At 42.2% G+C, this 19,173-nt stretch carries 21 protein-coding genes; 17 read left to right on the forward strand and 4 right to left on the reverse strand.

Annotated features, from left to right (window positions below; genetic code table 11):
* Positions 1-211: 211 nt before the first annotated feature.
* The 4 genes from Q4A89_RS02595 to Q4A89_RS02610 form a co-directional block, all read right to left on the reverse strand.
* Positions 212-595 carry a rhodanese-like domain-containing protein gene (locus Q4A89_RS02595; protein WP_303183539.1) on the reverse strand — a complete coding sequence of 128 codons (384 nt, stop codon included), beginning with the start codon at positions 593-595 and terminating at the stop codon, positions 212-214.
* Positions 568-1,983, reverse strand: coding sequence for a rhodanese-like domain-containing protein (locus Q4A89_RS02600; protein WP_303183541.1), 1,416 nt, complete (start codon positions 1,981-1,983; stop codon positions 568-570). The genes Q4A89_RS02595 and Q4A89_RS02600 overlap by 28 nt, the downstream gene beginning before the upstream one ends.
* A gap of 90 nt (positions 1,984-2,073) precedes the next feature.
* The gene (locus tag Q4A89_RS02605; protein WP_303183543.1) at positions 2,074-2,883 is read right to left on the reverse strand and encodes a sulfite exporter TauE/SafE family protein; all 810 of its coding nucleotides are present in this window, start codon (positions 2,881-2,883) and stop codon (positions 2,074-2,076) included.
* Positions 2,884-2,944: 61 nt separating this feature from the next.
* Positions 2,945-3,568, reverse strand: a complete 624-nt coding sequence (locus Q4A89_RS02610; protein ID WP_303183544.1) for a Crp/Fnr family transcriptional regulator — start codon at positions 3,566-3,568, stop codon at positions 2,945-2,947.
* Positions 3,569-4,167: 599 nt separating this feature from the next.
* Between Q4A89_RS02610 and Q4A89_RS02615 the strand changes: the two genes are divergently transcribed.
* The 17 genes from Q4A89_RS02615 (at position 4,168) to Q4A89_RS02695 (ending at position 18,998) form a co-directional block, all read left to right on the forward strand.
* Positions 4,168-4,770 (forward strand): hypothetical protein, encoded by a 603-nt coding sequence (locus Q4A89_RS02615; RefSeq protein WP_303183545.1) that lies wholly within the window; start codon positions 4,168-4,170, stop codon positions 4,768-4,770.
* Positions 4,771-4,796: 26 nt separating this feature from the next.
* Positions 4,797-5,054 (forward strand): C2H2-type zinc finger protein, encoded by a 258-nt coding sequence (locus tag Q4A89_RS02620; protein WP_303183547.1) that lies wholly within the window; start codon positions 4,797-4,799, stop codon positions 5,052-5,054.
* 45 nt (positions 5,055-5,099) lie between these two features.
* Positions 5,100-5,516 carry a hypothetical protein gene (locus Q4A89_RS02625; protein ID WP_303183548.1) on the forward strand — a complete coding sequence of 139 codons (417 nt, stop codon included), beginning with the start codon at positions 5,100-5,102 and terminating at the stop codon, positions 5,514-5,516.
* Positions 5,517-5,519: 3 nt separating this feature from the next.
* Positions 5,520-5,888 (forward strand): hypothetical protein, encoded by a 369-nt coding sequence (locus tag Q4A89_RS02630; protein WP_303183550.1) that lies wholly within the window; start codon positions 5,520-5,522, stop codon positions 5,886-5,888.
* A 75-nt stretch (positions 5,889-5,963) separates the two neighbouring features.
* Positions 5,964-6,362 carry a hypothetical protein gene (locus Q4A89_RS02635; protein ID WP_303183551.1) on the forward strand — a complete coding sequence of 133 codons (399 nt, stop codon included), beginning with the start codon at positions 5,964-5,966 and terminating at the stop codon, positions 6,360-6,362.
* 1 nt (position 6,363) lies between these two features.
* Positions 6,364-6,849, forward strand: coding sequence for a hypothetical protein (locus Q4A89_RS02640; protein WP_303183553.1), 486 nt, complete (start codon positions 6,364-6,366; stop codon positions 6,847-6,849).
* Entirely contained in the window at positions 6,846-8,084 is a 1,239-nt protein-coding gene (locus Q4A89_RS02645) for an ATP-binding protein (protein WP_303183555.1), read from the forward strand. Before Q4A89_RS02640 ends, Q4A89_RS02645 begins: the two co-directional genes overlap by 4 nt.
* 11 nt (positions 8,085-8,095) lie before the next feature.
* Positions 8,096-8,938, forward strand: a complete 843-nt coding sequence (locus Q4A89_RS02650; protein ID WP_303183557.1) for a hypothetical protein — start codon at positions 8,096-8,098, stop codon at positions 8,936-8,938.
* A gap of 92 nt (positions 8,939-9,030) precedes the next feature.
* A complete protein-coding gene (locus tag Q4A89_RS02655) occupies positions 9,031-9,585 on the forward strand; it encodes a Fic family protein (RefSeq protein WP_368389490.1) in 555 nt (184 codons plus the stop codon).
* A gap of 30 nt (positions 9,586-9,615) precedes the next feature.
* Positions 9,616-10,536, forward strand: a complete 921-nt coding sequence (locus tag Q4A89_RS02660) for a YafY family protein (protein ID WP_303183559.1) — start codon at positions 9,616-9,618, stop codon at positions 10,534-10,536.
* Complete coding sequence (locus Q4A89_RS02665) at positions 10,523-11,536, forward strand: hypothetical protein (protein ID WP_303183561.1); 1,014 nt, start codon at positions 10,523-10,525, stop codon at positions 11,534-11,536. The genes Q4A89_RS02660 and Q4A89_RS02665 overlap by 14 nt, the downstream gene beginning before the upstream one ends.
* 42 nt (positions 11,537-11,578) lie before the next feature.
* Positions 11,579-12,169, forward strand: a complete 591-nt coding sequence (locus Q4A89_RS02670) for a zinc ribbon domain-containing protein (protein ID WP_303183563.1) — start codon at positions 11,579-11,581, stop codon at positions 12,167-12,169.
* A gap of 25 nt (positions 12,170-12,194) precedes the next feature.
* Entirely contained in the window at positions 12,195-13,199 is a 1,005-nt protein-coding gene (locus Q4A89_RS02675) for a hypothetical protein (protein WP_303183565.1), read from the forward strand.
* Positions 13,200-13,426: 227 nt separating this feature from the next.
* Positions 13,427-13,819, forward strand: a complete 393-nt coding sequence (locus Q4A89_RS02680) for a type II toxin-antitoxin system RelE/ParE family toxin (RefSeq protein WP_303183567.1) — start codon at positions 13,427-13,429, stop codon at positions 13,817-13,819.
* Positions 13,816-14,124, forward strand: coding sequence for a helix-turn-helix domain-containing protein (locus Q4A89_RS02685; RefSeq protein WP_303183568.1), 309 nt, complete (start codon positions 13,816-13,818; stop codon positions 14,122-14,124). The genes Q4A89_RS02680 and Q4A89_RS02685 overlap by 4 nt, the downstream gene beginning before the upstream one ends.
* A gap of 352 nt (positions 14,125-14,476) precedes the next feature.
* Positions 14,477-17,584: a glycoside hydrolase family 2 TIM barrel-domain containing protein gene (locus Q4A89_RS02690; protein WP_303183571.1), complete on the forward strand. Its 3,108-nt coding sequence runs from the start codon at positions 14,477-14,479 to the stop codon at positions 17,582-17,584.
* 334 nt (positions 17,585-17,918) lie between these two features.
* Entirely contained in the window at positions 17,919-18,998 is a 1,080-nt protein-coding gene (locus Q4A89_RS02695; RefSeq protein ID WP_303183572.1) for a retron St85 family RNA-directed DNA polymerase, read from the forward strand.
* The last annotated feature ends 175 nt before the right edge of the window (positions 18,999-19,173 follow it).

Here is a 19,173-nt window from a genome sequence, read left to right on the forward strand (position 1 = left end):
AGGTATGGATTGGCTAATTAGGCTGTTTTATGAGCTTACTGCCGCTTTATTTAAGGGCTGGAAACACATAAATCAAAGAAATCTTCAAAATATTGCAGCTTAAAGAGAATGAACCGATTTGTATAGCGATGAACAAAAAAGAAGGTGCATCGTGCATTATGATACACCTCCTTTTGGTTATTTGCTTTAGAAGTTGGGAAATGGGATGAACCTACTGTTGCACTCGCTTCAGAGAGGCAACATGGCCCCAGGTGCCTCCATTGAGGACGTTGCTGAAACCGTGACGCTCAAGAATATTCTTCGCTTGACCGCTTCTGTTGCCACTTCGACAAAAGACAATGATGGTTTTCTTATTTTTGAACTCATGGATACGAGAGGCTATCTCGTCCAATGGGATATTCACAGCTCCGACAACGCTTCCGGAAGCAAATTCATCCGTGGTACGTACGTCTACCAGAAAGGCCCCGCCACGAATGGCTTCTGAAAGGGCTTGGTCGTCAGGCTGTGAAAAAAGATTTTTAAATAATCCGAACATAATAAATACAATAATTACAGATACAACTACTATTACTTTTTTGAAACTTTGCTTTGACATACGAAATCTGTTTTGGGAACATCCGTTTGGGCAATACTGGCGAATCCACCTTCAATGTCCGTGAAATTGCGATAGCCTCGCGCAAGTAGAATGCTGGAAGCAATCATACTGCGGTAGCCTCCCGCACAATGGAGGAAGAAATGCCGATCGCGAGGGAGGTCCTGAATCCAGTCATTGATATACGCGAGCGGACGGCTGTAAGCTTCTTCGATATGTTCCGCCGCATATTCGCTCTCTTTACGCACATCGACGATAAGGCTCTCTTCTGTAGAGAATTGTCGGGCAAATTCATTGGCTGAGATACGTTTTACCTCATCGGTCTCTTTGCCGGAGGCTTTCCATGCATCGAAACCACCTTCCAAATAACCCAGGACGTGATCAAATCCCACACGGCTTAATCTCGTAATGGCTTCCTCCTCGCGTCCGGGATCGGTCACGAGCAGCAAAGGCTGCTTCACATCTACAATCATCGTACCTACCCAGGGCGCAAAATCACCGTCTAAGCCAATATTGATCGATCGGGGGATAAAACCTTGGGCAAATACGCCGGGAGCTCTTGCATCGAGCACCAATGCATCGGATGTTTCGGCCAGCGCTTCAAAATCAGCAACCGAGAGCGCTGACATTCCCCGCTCCATGACGTGCTCTATGTTGTCGTATCCCAGCTTGTTCATGGCAACATTGCCTCCGAAGTAAGCCGGGGGAGGAAGCAATCCTTCCAGTACAGAAGCCACAAAAGCCTCTTTGCTGGGCTGATTAAGAGCATAATTTACCTTTTTTTGATTACCAAGACTGTCCATCGTCTCTTTCATCATGTTTTTTCCGCAAGCCGATCCCGCGCCATGAGCCGGATATACGATGATGTCGTCCGACAAAGGAAGGATTTTGGTATAGAGACTGTCGTAGAGTAAACCGGCTAACTCCTCCTGAGTCAAATTAGCGGCTTTCTGTGCCAGGTCCGGCCGACCCACATCCCCCAGGAACAGGGTATCGCCGCTGAAAAGAGCCGTTTCACGCCCATCTTCGTCGATCAGGAGAAAACACGAACTCTCCATGGTATGTCCCGGTGTGTGAAGTACCCGGATTTTAGCTTTACCCAATTCAAAAACCTGATTGTCTTCAGCGACGATGGCATCAAATCCCGGCCGGGCTGTAGGACCGTAAACAATCGGCGCCCCTGTGGCACGGCTCAAGTCGAGGTGTCCGCTCACGAAATCAGCATGGAAGTGAGTCTCTAAAATATATTTAAGTCTTACCCCGTCTCGTTTCAGACGATCGAGGTAAGGCGTGATCTCACGCAGGGGATCGATGATGGCGGCCTCACCATGAGAGGTGATGTAATATGCGCCTTGAGCTAAACAGCCCGTATAAATCTGTTCTACTTTCATAGTTTATCGAATGTTTTAATGTTTATTTTACGATGCAAAGATGAATGATTTTTTTGCCTTGTACAGCTACTTTAGTCACACAAGGCCTGTTTATGTGAAGATCGTCTCTTTAAGGATGATATATAGCCCCATAATGAAGACGAACCAACCGAACGCCGGCTTAAGTTTGGCCCCGTCGATATAGCGTGAGAGCCTCATCCCGATGAATATTCCGACGATGGCCAGCCCCGTAACCGAGAGAAGAAGCAGCCAGTCGAAAGATGCCGGATTATGCTCTCCGAGAAAACCCAGAAGCGATTTGGCCGATATGATGACGAGGGAAGTACCGATCGCCTTTTTCATGGGCAATCCCCCGAGGAGCACCAACGCCGGAATAATCAAAAAACCTCCGCCCGCCCCCACAAGTCCCGTGAGTGTTCCCACCACGATACCCTCAAGGAGAATCAACGGATAAGAAAATTTTCGACCTTCCTGTTTGTTCGTCGATTCATTCCTGTGTTTACCTGTCGGGCGAATCATGCTGACCGATGCTGTAAGCATCAACACGGCGAACAGTACCATCAGGAGCATATTCCGATCGATCACAAAGTCTCCTGAGGAAAATACTTCGGAGTGAATAGCCGGAACGAGATAAGCTCTGGTCAGGAAAACCGCGACGATGGACGGCAGGCCGAAGACGATCGCCGTACGCACGTCGACCAACGATCGCCGAAAGTATGAAACACTCCCTACCGCGCTTGTCGCTCCTACGATAAAAAGCGAATAGGCGGTACCCAGCACAGGGTCTACACCGAGCAGGTACACGAGTACGGGAACGGTCAGGATGCTCCCTCCACCTCCGATAAGCCCCAGTGAAAGACCGATTAAAACAGATGCCAAATAACCGATGATATACATCATATTTCTACTCTTATGAGCAGGCAAAGATCGGCATGGCTATAAAAACGTACAGCTACTTTGGTCACATAAGCGTGATTTTATTGCGCCCCAGAAGTACAACGCCCGATTCTTCGAGCTGTTTGAGTAATCTTGATACTACAGCTCTGGCTGTACCCAGTTCACCGGCAAGCTGTTCGTGTGTGATCTGCAGGGTATGGCTTCCGGTCAGTTCGGCTTTTTTGTGAATGAGCGCTAATAGACGTTCGTCCACTTTTTTGAAAGCAAGCGCGTTGACCGTCTCCAGAAGTTCTTCAAACCGTTTGTGGTAGGAGCGGAAAATGTAATTCAGCCATTCGGGATGTTCTTTGATAAAAAGATAAACCTTGTCGACCGGTAAGAAAAGGATCTCGGCGTCGTCTTCAATCTCGACTTTCACCTTACTTGTTTCGTTGTGCAATCCGCCGAGAAAAGACATGATACAGCTTTCACCCGCTTTGATGTAGTAGAGCAAGATCTCTCGGCCGTCTTCTTCGGTGCGAATCACTCGCATAACCCCCTTAACCACAATCGGGATAGAGCGAATGTGGGCGTTTTCCTGAAGAATGACACTGCCGGCCTTGTAAACCTTCAGGATGCTGTGTTCATACAACTTCTCCACAAGCTCGGGCGAAGAGCGAAATTCGGAGATGTCTTCTAAATGCTTCATAAACGCAAACATAGTAAAAATATCCGTTTAACCAACATTCCGCAATAGAATAAATGAAAGACGCTTTTTGCGTAGCTGCGCAAAAAACTCTTTTTTTTATTGACCTCTGCGGTATTTCTGCGCACCTCACGCCTACCTTTGCATTGATTTTTAAAAAAAAGAGTGAGGAATTTATGTGAATAAAAAATGAATGAACAGAGACTGAAAGCCCAAAGCGAAAGTGGGAAGAACGAGTCAAGATGAAGAAAAACAGTCCATGCAAAAAAAAACAGCCGATTTATTTGTCGCGTTAGAATAAAATCATTTACTTTGCGCGAGTGTAAAAAAATGATAAAGATGCGACAATAAGACGCTGAAAATATTTTGCAAAACTTGCAGACCGATTATTAGACCCGGTTAAATCTGGAAAATTCAACAAGGGAGTCTGAGAATAATTTGTCGAAGCATGTGATGCACCCTGCATAAGGGGCATGGACTGTGCTTTTACTTATTCAGACTCCAAGGTTTTCCAGAACCGAACCGGGTGAATAGCAGAAGCTGGGACATGTCCCTCTCTTTTTTGCCTTTCGGTCACAGTTCAGAACAAAACAAACAATAGGATGAAGAACGTACGATTCGCCCCGTGGGTAGGCAGCGCATACACGAAGGGCATAGAAGGAAAAAGAATGATGGCGCTGGGCGAAAGTCATTACTGCGCCAACCCGTGTGATGTCGAATCCGGCATGACCAACCGTATCATCCGCCTGCTGTTCGAGCCTGATCGCGAGCCTGAAAAGTTTATGAATACGTATACGAAGTTCGAGCGGGCGCTGGCCGGGAAGCCGCTCTCGTTTGCCGAAAAAGAACAATGGTGGAACCGGATTCTCTTTTATAACTATGTACAAAGCCCGATCTCCGGGCCGCGTAAAGAACCGACACGACAGGAATTTGCCGATTCCGAAGCGGCTCTTTTCGAAGTGCTGGAGACTTATCGACCCGATGGCGTATTGGTATGGGGTAAACGGCTGTATAACAACCTTCCTAAACGCGGAAGACAGCACGACGACTTGATCTTGCCCGAGGGCGACAGCATCGAGACATGGGCATACGACCTCCGCGACGGACATACCGTGCGGCTGTTACCCATCACCCATCCTTCGGCCGCATTTACAACCGGATATTGGCATGTAGCCATCTCCACGTTTATCCGTAACATGAAATAACAACCGATTAATATATAATATAATGTATGGGAACACAGAATTTTTATTGTGAATACTGCGGAAAGCGGTATCCGAGTGTGCAACAACTGACGAACGGACTTTGTCCGCGTTATCCGGACGGGTCTAACCGAGGGAAGCACAAACTTTACGAAGGAGCTGAAAAGAAAAAGTACACCTGCAAGCATTGCGGAAAGGAGTATCCTACCATCGCAGCGATGGTGATCAGTCCCTGTCCCCGCCATCCTAAAGGGAGCAATCACGGCAAACACGCCCCGGCATTGTGAGAAAGAAGAAAAAAATTACTAATTTAAATATGTGTTAAAATGAATATGAATTTTAAAACGGTGATTTATCATTTAAAAGATCTACTAACTGAAGAGAAACTGAGAATGTTTCAAGATTTTATCGATAAATACGGGGATGACGTAGCAGAAACACTTAATAGTCTTTCTGAGCATGTAAAAAAGAATACAAATATTCTCTGTGAAGTAATTAGTACAGATAGGCTGGATGCGGACACGTTGAAGGATATTCTCCGTAAAACAATGACTCCGAAAAGTTATTATGTTGCCGCATTAGATTTAGGAAGAAACAAAAATGATCAATTAGAGATTTTCCTACAACATCTTGATAGTAACAAAAAGGCTGTTGATATGAATAAAGTCTATTGTGTGCGTTGCGATATGAAATCTGATGAATTAAAAAAAGCATTTGGTAATAAAAATATGTTGTTGATAAATTTATAATATATGGACTGGTTAAAATCAATAAAAGAATTTCTTAGGAAAGTTTGGGACAAATTAGTGAAAATTTTTATCGCGATTGTGAATTTTTTCAAGGATTTAATCGCTTGGTTTAAAGAGATATACAAGAAGATCATTAAAAAGCACCCCAATGCATTACCAATTGCATTAAAGATACAAGAAAACATTAAGACAGGTAATTATAATACTTATAATGCCGGCTTAAAAGAAGAAAGAGAACATATTGTCAAAACATTCTTTGATCATGACACAGGAGAAATTCTTACAGATGCTACGGAAGTCATTTGTTTTGAAAAACTAGATGCAGAAACAAAGAAACAATTTGGCAATAAAGAAATGTTAGTGTTAGAATAAATAAAAATAAGAACCAGATATCCGGATAAAATACACTTTGTGATAATATCCGGATGTCCTAATATTTATACAGTCATGCAAATAAATTATATCATTACAGCAATTGTAGTAACCGGTATTGTGACAGCAGGAATTTATTTTTTGCGCAAAAGAAATGTTACTGTACCAATAGAAAAAAAGACAATGGATAAACTTACATTGTTTTATGTAAATGAATATTTTCGGCAGAATATTACTCCACTTGAAGAGAGTTGTACACCAGTCGTTTTAAAGGCTACCCAAGAAGATGTGAAAAAGCTAAATATTTCGCTTCAAGAGCAAGTGGATGCGGAACTTTCGTATTATGTTTTAACTTATTATAACACAAAGAGAGAAGCGGTTTTGACTGATTATATGGTGGTCGTTGAAACAAAAAGTATAGATAGTAATCTATCGGAAGCTTTTGGGGGTAAGGATATGTTAATTCTTGAATAGGATGAGCTGGTTAGATATCATAAACCTGATTGTTTCGAACAGAAATACGCAGAAGCTTCTGACTAAAGCTGCCACAGGATTAATGCAACCTGAAAACATGAAATGTGTTGTAAAAGGAGGGGCTGCAGTTTTAGGGGTATTGGGTGCTGTTTCTGTCGGAGCTGTCGGATCCGTTGGAGTAGCATTGATCGTAGAAAAGATCAAAATAAAACGGCTAAACCGTAAAACTTTGGAAGAAAATGCGAAAAAACAATTTGAAAGGTATTGTGGGGAAAAAATTAAAGAGAGTTTTGAGAAAGGAAAATTTAGTAAAGTAGATATTGGACTTAAAAAGAGCACTATTCACCGTGATACACAAGGGCGCACTTATCTCAGCTTAATGGAAGGTAAAAAAACTTTGGCTTGTAATGAGTTGGAATATGAATCAATTGATATTGAGTTAGATAATTTGTTAAATAAAAATATTAATAAATATTTGATCGTATGAGTTTGACAAAAGAGAATGAAGATATTTATAATTTATTGATGCAAAAATCGAAAGAAGTGCAGGATGACCTGCACTTCTTCAAACATACTAGAAAAATTAGTAGCAGTAGTTTTTTAGAGATTCCTCTTACAGAACAAGCCAGTATCTTTATTCAAAAATCGATTCAAAAGTTGGATAACTTAGAATATGATTTGAAGCATGTAATAAAGAAAATAAAAAATGAGGAAGGGTTAGAAATGCTGCTTAACTTCTTTGTTTGCAGGGATGAAGAAAGTAAGGCGCAATTAATAGAAAAACTGAATGAGTACAAGGGAAATGGAGATGTGCCTAACTTTAGGGCACAAATACCCAAACATTCGTTAGAACGAGTCATCATGCCCTCAGGGGTTAAAGAAGACATAAGGCTTTCAATTTCGCTAATAGAAAACTATAAGCGAATCTACGACGATTGGGGATTTGCAGAAATAGAAGATAAGCCTAAACTGATACTGAATTTTTACGGTCCACCCGGAACTGGTAAAACAATGGTTTCGCATGCTATTGCAAAGGAGTTGAATAAAAAGATACTTTCAGTCAATTATGCAGAGGTTGAATCTAAATATGTAGGAGATGCCCCCAAGAATCTGCTAAAAGCTTTTGAAGTAGCAACCAAAGAGAAGGCTGTCCTGTTTTTTGATGAAGCTGATTCGTTCCTTGGTAAACGAATCGAGAATGTTTCCACAAGCTCTGATCAGGCAATCAATTCTTTAAGAAGTCAAATGCTAATTCTGCTTGAAGATTTTGACGGCATTGTTATCTTTGCCACAAATCTAGCAAAAAATTACGATAAAGCATTTGAATCAAGAATTTTAAAGCATATTTATTTTGAACTACCTAATAAGGAAAATCGGCAACAAATTATAAATCTGATGATACCTTCTAGAGTGCCTCTTTCGGAAAATGTAAACAAGGAAGAGCTATGTCTACAATTGGCTGAAGTTTCGGAAGGTTTTTCCGGTAGAGAAATAAAAAATGCCATCCTCGAAAGTTTGTCATTAGCTGTTCAGAATACAGAAGAAACACTCGAAGCTATTACATTTATCAATGGCTTTAAAAAAGTAAAAGAAAAATTGCGACGATTAGCAGAGGAACAAACTAAAACGACAATCAGTAGAGAATTAAAAGAAAAAATAGAACATAAAATAAAAGAGAATTTATCTACATCCAATCAACAAGCGTCTCAATTAGTGCAATAAGGAAAACTGTCATGCATTCTTCTATTTCTTCTAAGCTATCGCTATACGATATATTAGCGATGTTGATACCCGGGGCATTAATTATCTTTTGGGCAAGTAATGTAATTTTTGGAAATAATTTAACGATAGATGAAAGCAGAATAAATCCTTGGATTATTGGTGTATTTTTTACTGCCACAAGCTATTTGGTGGGGATTATTTATTGTAAATTTATGGAGTGGTTATGGGAATATATATGGAAACCTTTTAAGGATAAATCAAATGTAATAAAAGCATTCTGCAGAAATGATCCAGATATCATTATCGAAGAACTCGAAAAAGTGTTTGATAGCATACCAATAGAAAAATTTAAAATCTATTATGAAGAATACTTATTATCAAACTGTCAAGACCGTTTTTTCTTAAAGAAAATACGTTATTTAGATAAAAAAAAGAAGCAAGCAGAAGAAAAGAATAAAGAAAAGAATATTAAAGATGCTTATTACGAAGCATATGCTTTTGTGGCTAAAAATACTTATCGCAATGATGTTCATATATTAGAAAGTCAGTTTGCATTTTTAAAGAGTATGTTTGGGGTAGCACTGCTCTATGAGGTTACATGCTTACTCTCTTTCTTACTTGATTTATCAAGCCATGTACTTCAAGAGGTTTTATGTAAGGATTATACACCTAAATTAAATTTTAAGATATTGGTGAATTGTTTGCTGGATTCTCCTTCTATGTGTTGGATTTCAATATCTCTTTTGATTTTACTTATTGCCATTCCTTTTGTTATGGCATGTATCCAAAAGAAAATATACGAGATCGTTTGGGAAGACTACAAATATCTCCATAGGGTAAAAGATGATAAATAATTTCATTCTCCCCCTCTGCGGGTTTTCTGCGTAGCTTATATGTAATTTTGCGGTGTCGATAAGGACAAAATATAATAGATAAATGAATATAGATGACTGAAAAAGAACAAATAGTTAGTGCGGAGAGCCGTTCGCTGTATGAGGTAGTGGCGGATTACAGTTATGCGTTGAACCTGTTGGATCAGTACGACTACCGTACAATCGAGGTGGAGGCCGTGAGCGGTCTCCCTCGGTTTCGCGCTACGTACGAGGGGGCGATGGAAGCCATTCGTAGCCTGAAAGAGCGGTTTGGGGGCAGCCCGCTGTTCGGTAACGAGAAAGACGGGTCGTTCCGAAGCTCTATTGGGCAGATTTATCAGACGTTCGACGGCCGAGAGCTTTACCCCTCGGCCGAAGAGAAGGCAGCCATGCTGCTCTATCTGGTGGTAAAGAACCATTCGTTCAGCGATGGCAACAAACGCATTGCCGCGATGCTGTTTCTGTGGTTTATGCACCACAACGGACTGCTCTACCGATTCGATGGCAGCAAGCGGATCGCGGACAATACGTTAGTCGCGCTTACGCTGATGATTGCATGCAGTCCTGCCGAAGAGAAAGACCTGATGGTGCGACTGACGGTCTGCCTGATCAACAAAAACAATCAATAACAAGCGATTTATCAATATAATGATCATTCTATGGCAAAGCATCAATTTCGGAAATACATCTGGATCATCGACCGGCTCTACCGTACGGGAGGCATCACGTATAAAGAGCTGGCGGAAGCGTGGCAAAACTGTTCGCTGAACGACGAAGGCCGGCCGTTACCCAAGCGTACGTTCGACGATTACAAGCGGGCTATCGAAGAGACGTTCGACCTGAATATCATCTGTAATGCGAGCAACGGCTATACGTATCGTATCGAAAACACGGACGACATCAGCAAAGATCATATCAAGAGCTGGTTGTTGAGTTCGTTTGCGGTCAATAACATCATTCAGGAGAGTCGCAAGCTCAAAGCGCGCATCTTGTTCGAGCGCATCCCTTCGGGCAATGAGTTGCTGATGACCATCATCGAGGCGATGCAGACGGATAAGCGTCTGCAAATGACGTATCAAAGTTTTCATTGTGAGCATCCCCGAACATTTCTGGCCGATCCGTACTGTGTAAAAGTAAGCCGGCAACGCTGGTATGTGGTGGTATTCGAGCCGGAGAACGGACAAATACGTACATACGCCTTAGACCGGATGAAACGGATAGAACCGACGGGGGAATCGTTCCTCTTCCCCGACACGTTTGATGCGGAGACATATTTTGCCGATGCTTTCGGGGTGATTGTCATCCCCGAAGAGTTGGATGTGGAAACGATCCGTCTGAAAGTCTCCGAGGCGGGAAACAAACGCAAGTATTTCCGTTCGTTGCCGTTGCACCCTTCGCAGAATGAAGTGGAACGCTATACAGACTATTCCGTCTTCGAATACCGGCTCTATCCGACGTACGACTTCTTTCAGGAAGTCCTCTCGCATGGTGCCGAAGTCGAACTTCTCTCGCCCGAATGGGTACGAGGCGAGCTTCATTACATGGTCGAAGAAATGCACGCACTGTATGGGAAAAGGTAGATGGTTTTACATTAATAATATTTTTTATTTTAACAATCAAATTTCTATGAAAAGAGCAATGTTTGTTTTATCGATGGTTGTATGGATACTTTTCATGTTATCTTGTTCAGGAGAAAAGTATAGACTTGCTACATCTGATGTCGTCGGACTTTATGAAGGGATTAATGAATATAGTGCATGGACTTTTATGCTCTATGAAAGTGGAGCAGGCTATGAATCTGCTTATTTTCAAAACTATGAGCTTGCTATTTTAATTCCATTTACATGGACATTAGAACATAACTCTTTGACGTTAACTTATGAAAAAGAAGAGACTCTCATTAAAGGGAATACGGAAGAGGAGAGTGTAGAAGCCATTATCACTGCTATTCTATCCGAATATTCTGGATCAAGGACATGTACATTGAAAAAGGTGGCTGAAACAATTGTAATTAAAGGTAATGACTTATATCCTACGTGTGTTAAAAATGATGAAATTCGAAGAAGTCCTAATCACGATTTTGGGGCAGAGTTATATCACACAGATGTTAAAAATGATGAGATGCTTGAAGAAAAAGAAAAAATTAACAAAAAAGACATAAGGCCTATTGTGGTATACAAAGATAATCAACGGCATTGTTCCTATTTTATACGAAGTCTTCAAGAAAATACCCTTTACAAATGCGATCTCTTGACAAACGAAGTTGTATCTATAGATCTTAATGAGATAAAATGTGTAAACGAGAGAGAGCCTATAATAATCAATTCTGTGAGAGAAATCGTAGTGAAAGATGATCAACTGATTATTGTGGCTTATAATGGGGGATGTGGAATGTTTGCTGGCGAATTCCTTATTGTTTACAATACTTTTAATGAGACATTCAATTATATTGATTTCGGGTTTGTTGACTTGATCAATGATAATACACAAGCAAAAGTTTCACATAGAAAATTAATAAAAGAAGGATCCTGTTCTGCTGAAAATGAATATGAATATAGTGATGTTATTCATGAATTATAAATGATATAATGTTTTAAATCACAGATTAAAAAAGAAATTAGTATGAGTGAAACTATTGCATGTCCTTCATGTGGACAGGGTATTCTAAAAAATGCAAAAAAGTGTAAGTATTGTGGTGGTTGGTTAGAAAAACGATGTCCTCAATGTGGAGAATGGGTAAAAGTAGATGCTATGAAGTGTAAACATTGTAACAGTTGGCTGAATCGTTTTGCCAAAGAACGTTATGAGCGAGAAAATAATGAAACTCCTCCCTCCATACAGCAGAATATAGTTCCTGGAAAAGATGACGAAGGGACGACTGCTACAGGTTGCCTGATGATGGTTGAATGCGCCCTTCTCATTGCTTTTATTCAGTATATTTATGACTGGAGTTGGTGGGTATCCTTATTAGCTGTTTTCGGAATGATTATATTACTGAGTTACCAAATAATGCGTGTTCTTTACTGTATAGGTATATCATTCGTATGGGCGGGCGTAGGGATGATTTTGGCACCACTCATTCTTGGTGAGTCAGAAGATGAGGCTCTCCAACGCCTTGTTTTTGATAATTTTTCTGATTATTGGTGGATTGCGGTTTTCTTTGGTATAATATCATTGTTATTCCATTGGCCTGCAATGAAAAGAATCTCTTAATTTTTGATGTATAAAAAGAATAAATATGGAAAATAACACATCTCTTGTTAAACAATGCCCTTATTGTGGTGAAGAAGTTCGCGAAAATGCACAGAAATGCAAACATTGTGACGAATGGCTGATCGAGAATCCTCCTCAACACCCTGAGAATCCAACTTCTCCAATAGGAAAGTTACATTCTGGAGAAACTTTATTAAGCTGTTCATTGCTAATTTTAATTTTATTGGCTCCTCCTATTGTATTAGCTGTCCTCGCAGCTTTTCTAGTGCCTGATGAAGAACAGCATGTACGAAATATTCAGAATGATGTTATTGCTTGTGTAGAAGATCAGGCCGATGAATGGTTAGGTTTTTTAGGGGGGACTGTATTAAGTCCTTTTGTGTCACTTCTTATGGATTCTGAATTTGCACAGCAGAACATCAAAGAGTGTTTTCACAACGAGAATACCATACGAGTGACCCAATCCAAACTATGGTCTACGGGTAAGATATATAATAGACTTCATCCTGAAGGAACAACAGTAAGCTTCGGAATGTTCGGAATGGTTTTTCCTTTTGTAGATTGGGATGATATCGTACTGATGACTGAAGAGAATAAGAACAAACTATCGCAGATGCTCTCTCTGTCTTCTTTCTCTAATTCTCAATCAGCCGAATCAGAGGAGGTATTGGAAGAAACAAACATGAATGAAGAGAAAACAACATTTACACAAATAAACGGATGGAAAAGCTATAGTGGAGATATAAAGGGAATCGTCTGCCATTTTGAACTATATTTCGAAAATCTCAATGATGAGAATAAACAGCCCGTACATGGAACATACTACTATCAGAAGCAAGGGACTGATCGTAAAATTACATTACGTGGTACTTACGATTTGGAAGAAGAAATACTTTTCTTGGTAGAATATTTTAATGATGGACGATCTAACTCCACAATCATGGTTCAACAATCAGAAGATGGATTTACCGGGATTTTTACGAAAGTAGGAGGGGAAGAAATGCCCATTACATTAACTAATATAGATTAGATAGACTTCCAATAATGAATTCAAGATGTGAGGCTGCCTAAAACTGACATGTTCGAGGCAGCCTCTCCCAAAGCATATTTTAAAGACCAAGGAGGGGTGCATAAGGAGGCAGGCATTGATCATTGTATATTGATTAGAGGATTTAAAAAAACATTTTTTCTATAGGTCTTCTTAAATAATGAAAGAATCGCAAATTCTATATTTAACAAAAAGTTCTTGTTTCCTAAATGGGAAACTTTTATCTTTGTGGCGAATCAAAATGGGAGAGAATGAATGATGCTAAATTTCGTGTTGAGTTTTTGGATGATGCAAAACAATTTCTTGATTTACTAGATGATAAAGCAAGGCGAAAAATAATTTATAATATTTGGAAGTCAAGAAGTACGAATGATAAAGAGCTTTTTAAGAAACTCCAAGATGAAATTTGGGAATTTAGGACTAAATACAATAAATTTTATTATCGACTTTTTGCATTTTGGGGCAAAACGGGAAAACAGGATACTCTGGTGATTGCAACACATGGACTGATTAAGAAAACGGATACGATTCCATGGAAAGAGATAACAAAAGCCGAGAGATTAAGAAAACAATATTTTAAAGATAAAAATCAGAAGGGATGAAGACATACAGTTTAGATGAATTGACAGACAAATATATTGGGGTAAAAGGCTCTCTAAAACGAAATGAATTTGAGGAAGAACTTCGACTTGACTTATTAGGACAGGCGATAAAAGAAGCTCGCAAAGCTCAGAATTTAACACAGGAAGCTCTTGGAGAGCTTGTTGGAGTTAAGAAAGCGCAGATTTCTAAAATTGAGAATAGTGTAACAGACGCAAGATTTACAACAATCCTAAAGGTTTTTAAAGCATTAGGCGCTAAAGTGCATGTTAATATCGAACTGAATAACCAAACGATAGCCTATTAAGAGAATCTCTTACACATAACAAAGGCGTTTGATGCGGTTTAATGTTATAAATCGGTCGTCTATCGTTTCAATTCGAAGAAGTTGCTTTTGTTTCTTCCTTATCCTTGAGAAAATATAGAAGCAATTTCTGTTTCTTGTGGGGCTTCCATGAAGCGTTTCGTTGTTCTATTTTCTTTGGCATCAACAATCATACCTATAAAGATACACCAACCAAGCGGAGCACCTTTTATACCATGCCGTCGTATGGTTTTCAAAATTGTTGAATTATCGTTTGCGTAGAAGTTTAAAGGGAAAATATGTATCTTTACCCTCGATTTTTTACAAGCAATTACCATTATATAACGAATGTACTATGAAAATTAAATTAACTGTATGCGCTTTAGCGCTGTTGAGTCTTAATCTTTTTGCTCAGAAGGATGAATGGCGAAATCCGAAGGTGAATTTTGTTAATCGTGCGCCGATGCATACGAACTACTTTGCGTATGAGTCGGAACGTGCCGCGTCGGAGGGTGTCCGGGAGAACTCCGAGAATTTTTTAAGTCTGAATGGTCTCTGGCGGTTTTTCTGGGTGAAAGATGCGGAGGCTCGTCCGACGGATTTTTATCGGACAGACTATAACGACAAAGGGTGGGGGCTGTTGAGTGTTCCGGGTCTGTGGGAACTGAACGGTTACGGTGATCCGATCTATGTGAACGTCGGTTACGCCTGGCGCAACCAGTTTAAGAATAATCCGCCGTTGGTGCCGACAGAGAATAATCACGTCGGGTCGTATCGCCGCGAGATCACGATTCCTGCCGGGTGGAACGGCAAAGAGGTGTTTGCGCATTTCGGATCGGTCACCTCGAACATCTATCTGTGGGTGAACGGGCAATACGTCGGATATAGCGAGGACAGCAAGCTGGAAGCGGAGTTTAACATCACCCGTTACCTGAAAACGGGCAAGAATCTGATAGCCTTTCAGACGTTCCGGTGGTGCGACGGCACGTATCTCGAAGATCAGGACTTTTTGCGTATGTCAGGCGTAGGGCGCGACTGCTATCTTTACGCACGTCCGCGAAATCATATCCGGGACATCCGCATCACGCCCGATCTGGATAAGGATTATAAAGATGGTACGCTGACGGTCGACGTGACGATGGCTGGAGCCGGAGGCACGGTTCACATCGACCTGCTCGATGCGGAAGGCAACAAGGTCGCGTCGCAAGTAATGAAAGGCTCGGGAGTGCAACAAACGATCCTCTCGGTAACCGATCCGAAGAAATGGTCGGCAGAGACTCCTTACCTGTACAAGGTGATGGCTACCCTGAAAGACGGACGCGGGAAAACGCTCGAAGTCATTCCTGTCAGAGCCGGTTTCCGCAAACTTGAAATCAAAAATGCTCAGTTCCTGGTGAACGGGCAACCTGTCCTGATCAAAGGAGCCAACCGTCATGAGATGGACCCGAAGACGGCCTATTACGTCTCGCCCGAACGGATGCGTCAAGATGTGCAGCTTATGAAGGCGTACAACCTGAATGCCGTGCGTACGTGTCATTACCCGGACGATAATTTGTGGTACGACCTCTGTGACGAGTACGGTCTTTACGTCGTGGCCGAAGCGAATGTCGAGTCGCACGGTATGGGATACGGCGAACTGACGCTGGCCAAAAACAGAGCGTATGACATCGCACACCTCGAACGCAATCAGCGTAATCTTCAGCGCGGATATAACCATCCGTCCATCGTCACCTGGTCGATGGGGAATGAAGCCGGCTTCGGACCGAACTTCGAAGATTGTTACCGCTGGATGAAAAAGGAAGATCAAAGTCGCCCGGTACAGTACGAACAGGCCAAGCAAAATGAATATACGGATATTTTCTGCCCGATGTACTACAATTACGAACGAACGGAAGCTTACGCCAAGAGCGACGCGCAAAAGCCTATGATCCAGTGTGAATATGCTCATGCTATGGGTAATTCGGAAGGAGGATTCAAAGAGTATTGGGACTTGATCCGTAAGTATCCGAAGTTGCAGGGAGGGTTTATCTGGGACTTCGTCGACCAGTCGATCCATTGGAAGAATGCTGAGGGAACGCGTATTTACGGGTACGGTGGAGACTTCAACCGTTACGATGCGTCCGACAATAATTTTATGAACAACGGACTGATCAGCCCTGACCGTGTGCCTAATCCGCATATGGACGAAGTGGCGTATTTCTATCAGTCTATTTGGGCTACTGCTAAAGATTTGGAGAAGGGCGAAGTGAATATTTTCAACGAACATTTTTTCCGTGATCTCTCGGCTTACTGTGCCGATTGGGAAATCCTTGTCGAGGGTGAGAGCGTGCAGACCGGACGCATCTCCGACTTGGCTGTTGCTCCTCAGCAAACGGAGACGATTCGTCTCGATTATGATCTTGCTTCGCTGCCGAAAGACCGCGAAGTGCTGCTGAATATTCACTTCAAGCTCAAAAAAGCGGAAACGATGCTTCCTGCCGGTCATACCGTCGCGCGCAATCAGTTGGTGATTCGTCCGTATAGCGCGTCCGAATTGCAGTTGGCTAACGAACCGGAATGCAAGCACTGTCCTGTTACAATACCGGGGGTCAAAGAGAACGACCTTAACTATTTGATCGTTCGTGGAGACCGTTTTGTGATTGAGTTTAACAAACGCGACGGATGGATGAGCCGTTACTTCGTGAACGATGCGGAGATGATCAACGCGGGCAGTGCTTTGACTCCGAACTTCTGGCGTGCTCCGACCGATAACGACTACGGAGCCGGCTTGCAAAACAAATATGCCGTATGGAAAAATCCGGAGATGAAACTGACGTCGCTCAAGAATAACGTTGCGAACGGGATGGTTGAGGTCGTTGCTGAGTATGACATGAAAGATGTCTCGGCCAAACTTCTGCTCACCTATCAGATCAACAATCACGGAGCGGTAAAAGTGACGCAAAAGTTGACGGCAGATGCATCGGCTGAGGTGCCGAACATGTTCCGGTTCGGGATGCAGCTACCCATGCCGAAATGCTACGACCGGATTCAGTATTACGGTCGAGGCCCGATCGAGAATTATTGCGACCGCAACCACTCGACAGCCCTCGGGAAGTATCGCCAGACGGTCGATGAGCAGTTCTATCCATACATTCGTCCGCAGGAAACGGGCACGAAAACCGATATTCGCTGGTGGAAACTGACGACGATCCAAGGCGATGGACTCGAGTTTGTCAGTGATCAGCCGTTCTCGGCGTCGGCTTTGCATTATACCATCGAGTCGCTCGACGACGACGTGGAAAAAGACCAGCGTCATTCGCCGGAAGTATCTCAGGCCAATCTGACGAACTTCTGCATCGACCGGAAGCAGATGGGGCTGGGTTGCGTCACAAGCTGGGGCGCGGTTCCGCTGGAAACGTATATGATGCCGTATGGAAATTATGAGTTTACGTTTATCATGCGTCCGGTTCAAGCGGTGTTTTAAGTGAAGAACGAAGAACTAAAAGTGAAGCTCTTCGGGCGTTGAAATGTTACTTTGTTAGAGACCAACTGCTGGAAAGAGGCGACTGACAACTAAACGATGAAACATTTAAACGTCCGAGGGATTACTTCTTTTTACTTTTTGTGCGAAAGTTTTTCTGTTTGAACAAAAAGGATTAACTTTGTTGCGAAGAAGGTGAGCAGATATTTTAGCATACTGAGAGGTGTAGTCGCCTCATTAGTTCAAGTGTTTTCATAGAAAAGCATATTTGTCTACAAATATGCTTTAAGTAAAAGCTCTCACCTTCTTTTTTTTATATTTAATTCCATTTCTGAATATGACGGTCATTCTGGTAACCATTCTTATTTTTATATGTGGTATGATTCTTCTGATCATCAGGGAGAAGAAGAAAGAGAAGGATTTATTGAACCGACATCTGCCGAACGATAATTCATTTCGTAACGGGTCTGTCTTCTATCATACGGGTATCTGTAGACAAGCTGTTTATGATCCGGAAGCATTGAAATGGTGCGCAACGTTCCTGAATATCGGTGAAAAAGAGCTTTCATCTTTTTTGCATCATCCTTCCGAGTGGTACAGTCTGTTCTGGTTAGCCAAAAGAGGAGGAGGCTATCGTATGATCGCTGCTCCGAAGAAAGAGTTGAAGGCCGTGCATCGTACGATTTATGAAAAAATCCTGATCAATAGTGAGATTCATCCTTCCGCTACGGGGTTCCGCCGGAATAAGTCAATTGTGGAAAATGTGCGTCCCCATTTGGGGAATGCTCAGGTACTGAAGGTCGACATCCATGATTTTTTCGGATCGATACGTAAACATACCGTTCGAAGAACGTTTAAGCAATTGGGTTATGAATCCGGTGTAGCGAAAATATTGGCCGCCTTATGCTGCAAATCGGGGCGATTGCCGCAAGGAGCACCGACAAGCCCGGCCTTGAGTAATATCATTGTGGCCGGTATGGATGAACAATTAGCCGCTATAAGTCGGTCGGTCGGCCTGACGTATACAAGGTATGCGGACGATTTAACGTTTTCGGGCAATCTATCCTCTCATCATGCGTTTCTCGCACAGGTAGAAAAAGTAGTTGCAGAACACAAGTTTGCGTTGAACAGGAAGAAGACGCGCTTTTTAGATATGTCACATCGTAAGATTATTACAGGGATATCCGTCTGTTCGGGTACAAAGCTTACGATTCCGAAAGTCTTCAGGCGCGAGATACGCAAGCAGGTGTATCATGTGCTGACAAAAGGGCTGGCCGAACATCAGAAATATATCGGTTCTTCCGATCCCGCTTATCTGAAACGTCTGACAGGGCGTCTTTCATACTGGCATGCCGTCGAGCCGGATAACGCGTATGTGATTCGGTCGTTAAAAGCCCTCAAAGAGCTGAACCATTGAGCTGGTGGCCTCTTTTATCTTGATAGCGAGTGTTTTTTTGTGGCCGGTTCTCTGATAGGCTCGAAAAAAGGCGGTGTGTCATAACGGGCGAACTGCTTCGTTGCTTGTGGAATGCGAGCACGTTCACATTCCTTAGTATGCTCCCTCGCCCTTATCTTTAGTACCTTGCATTTTT

The organism is Tannerella sp. (assembly GCF_030528505.1).
In the GTDB taxonomy this organism is placed as follows: Bacteria; Bacteroidota; Bacteroidia; order Bacteroidales; family Tannerellaceae; genus Tannerella.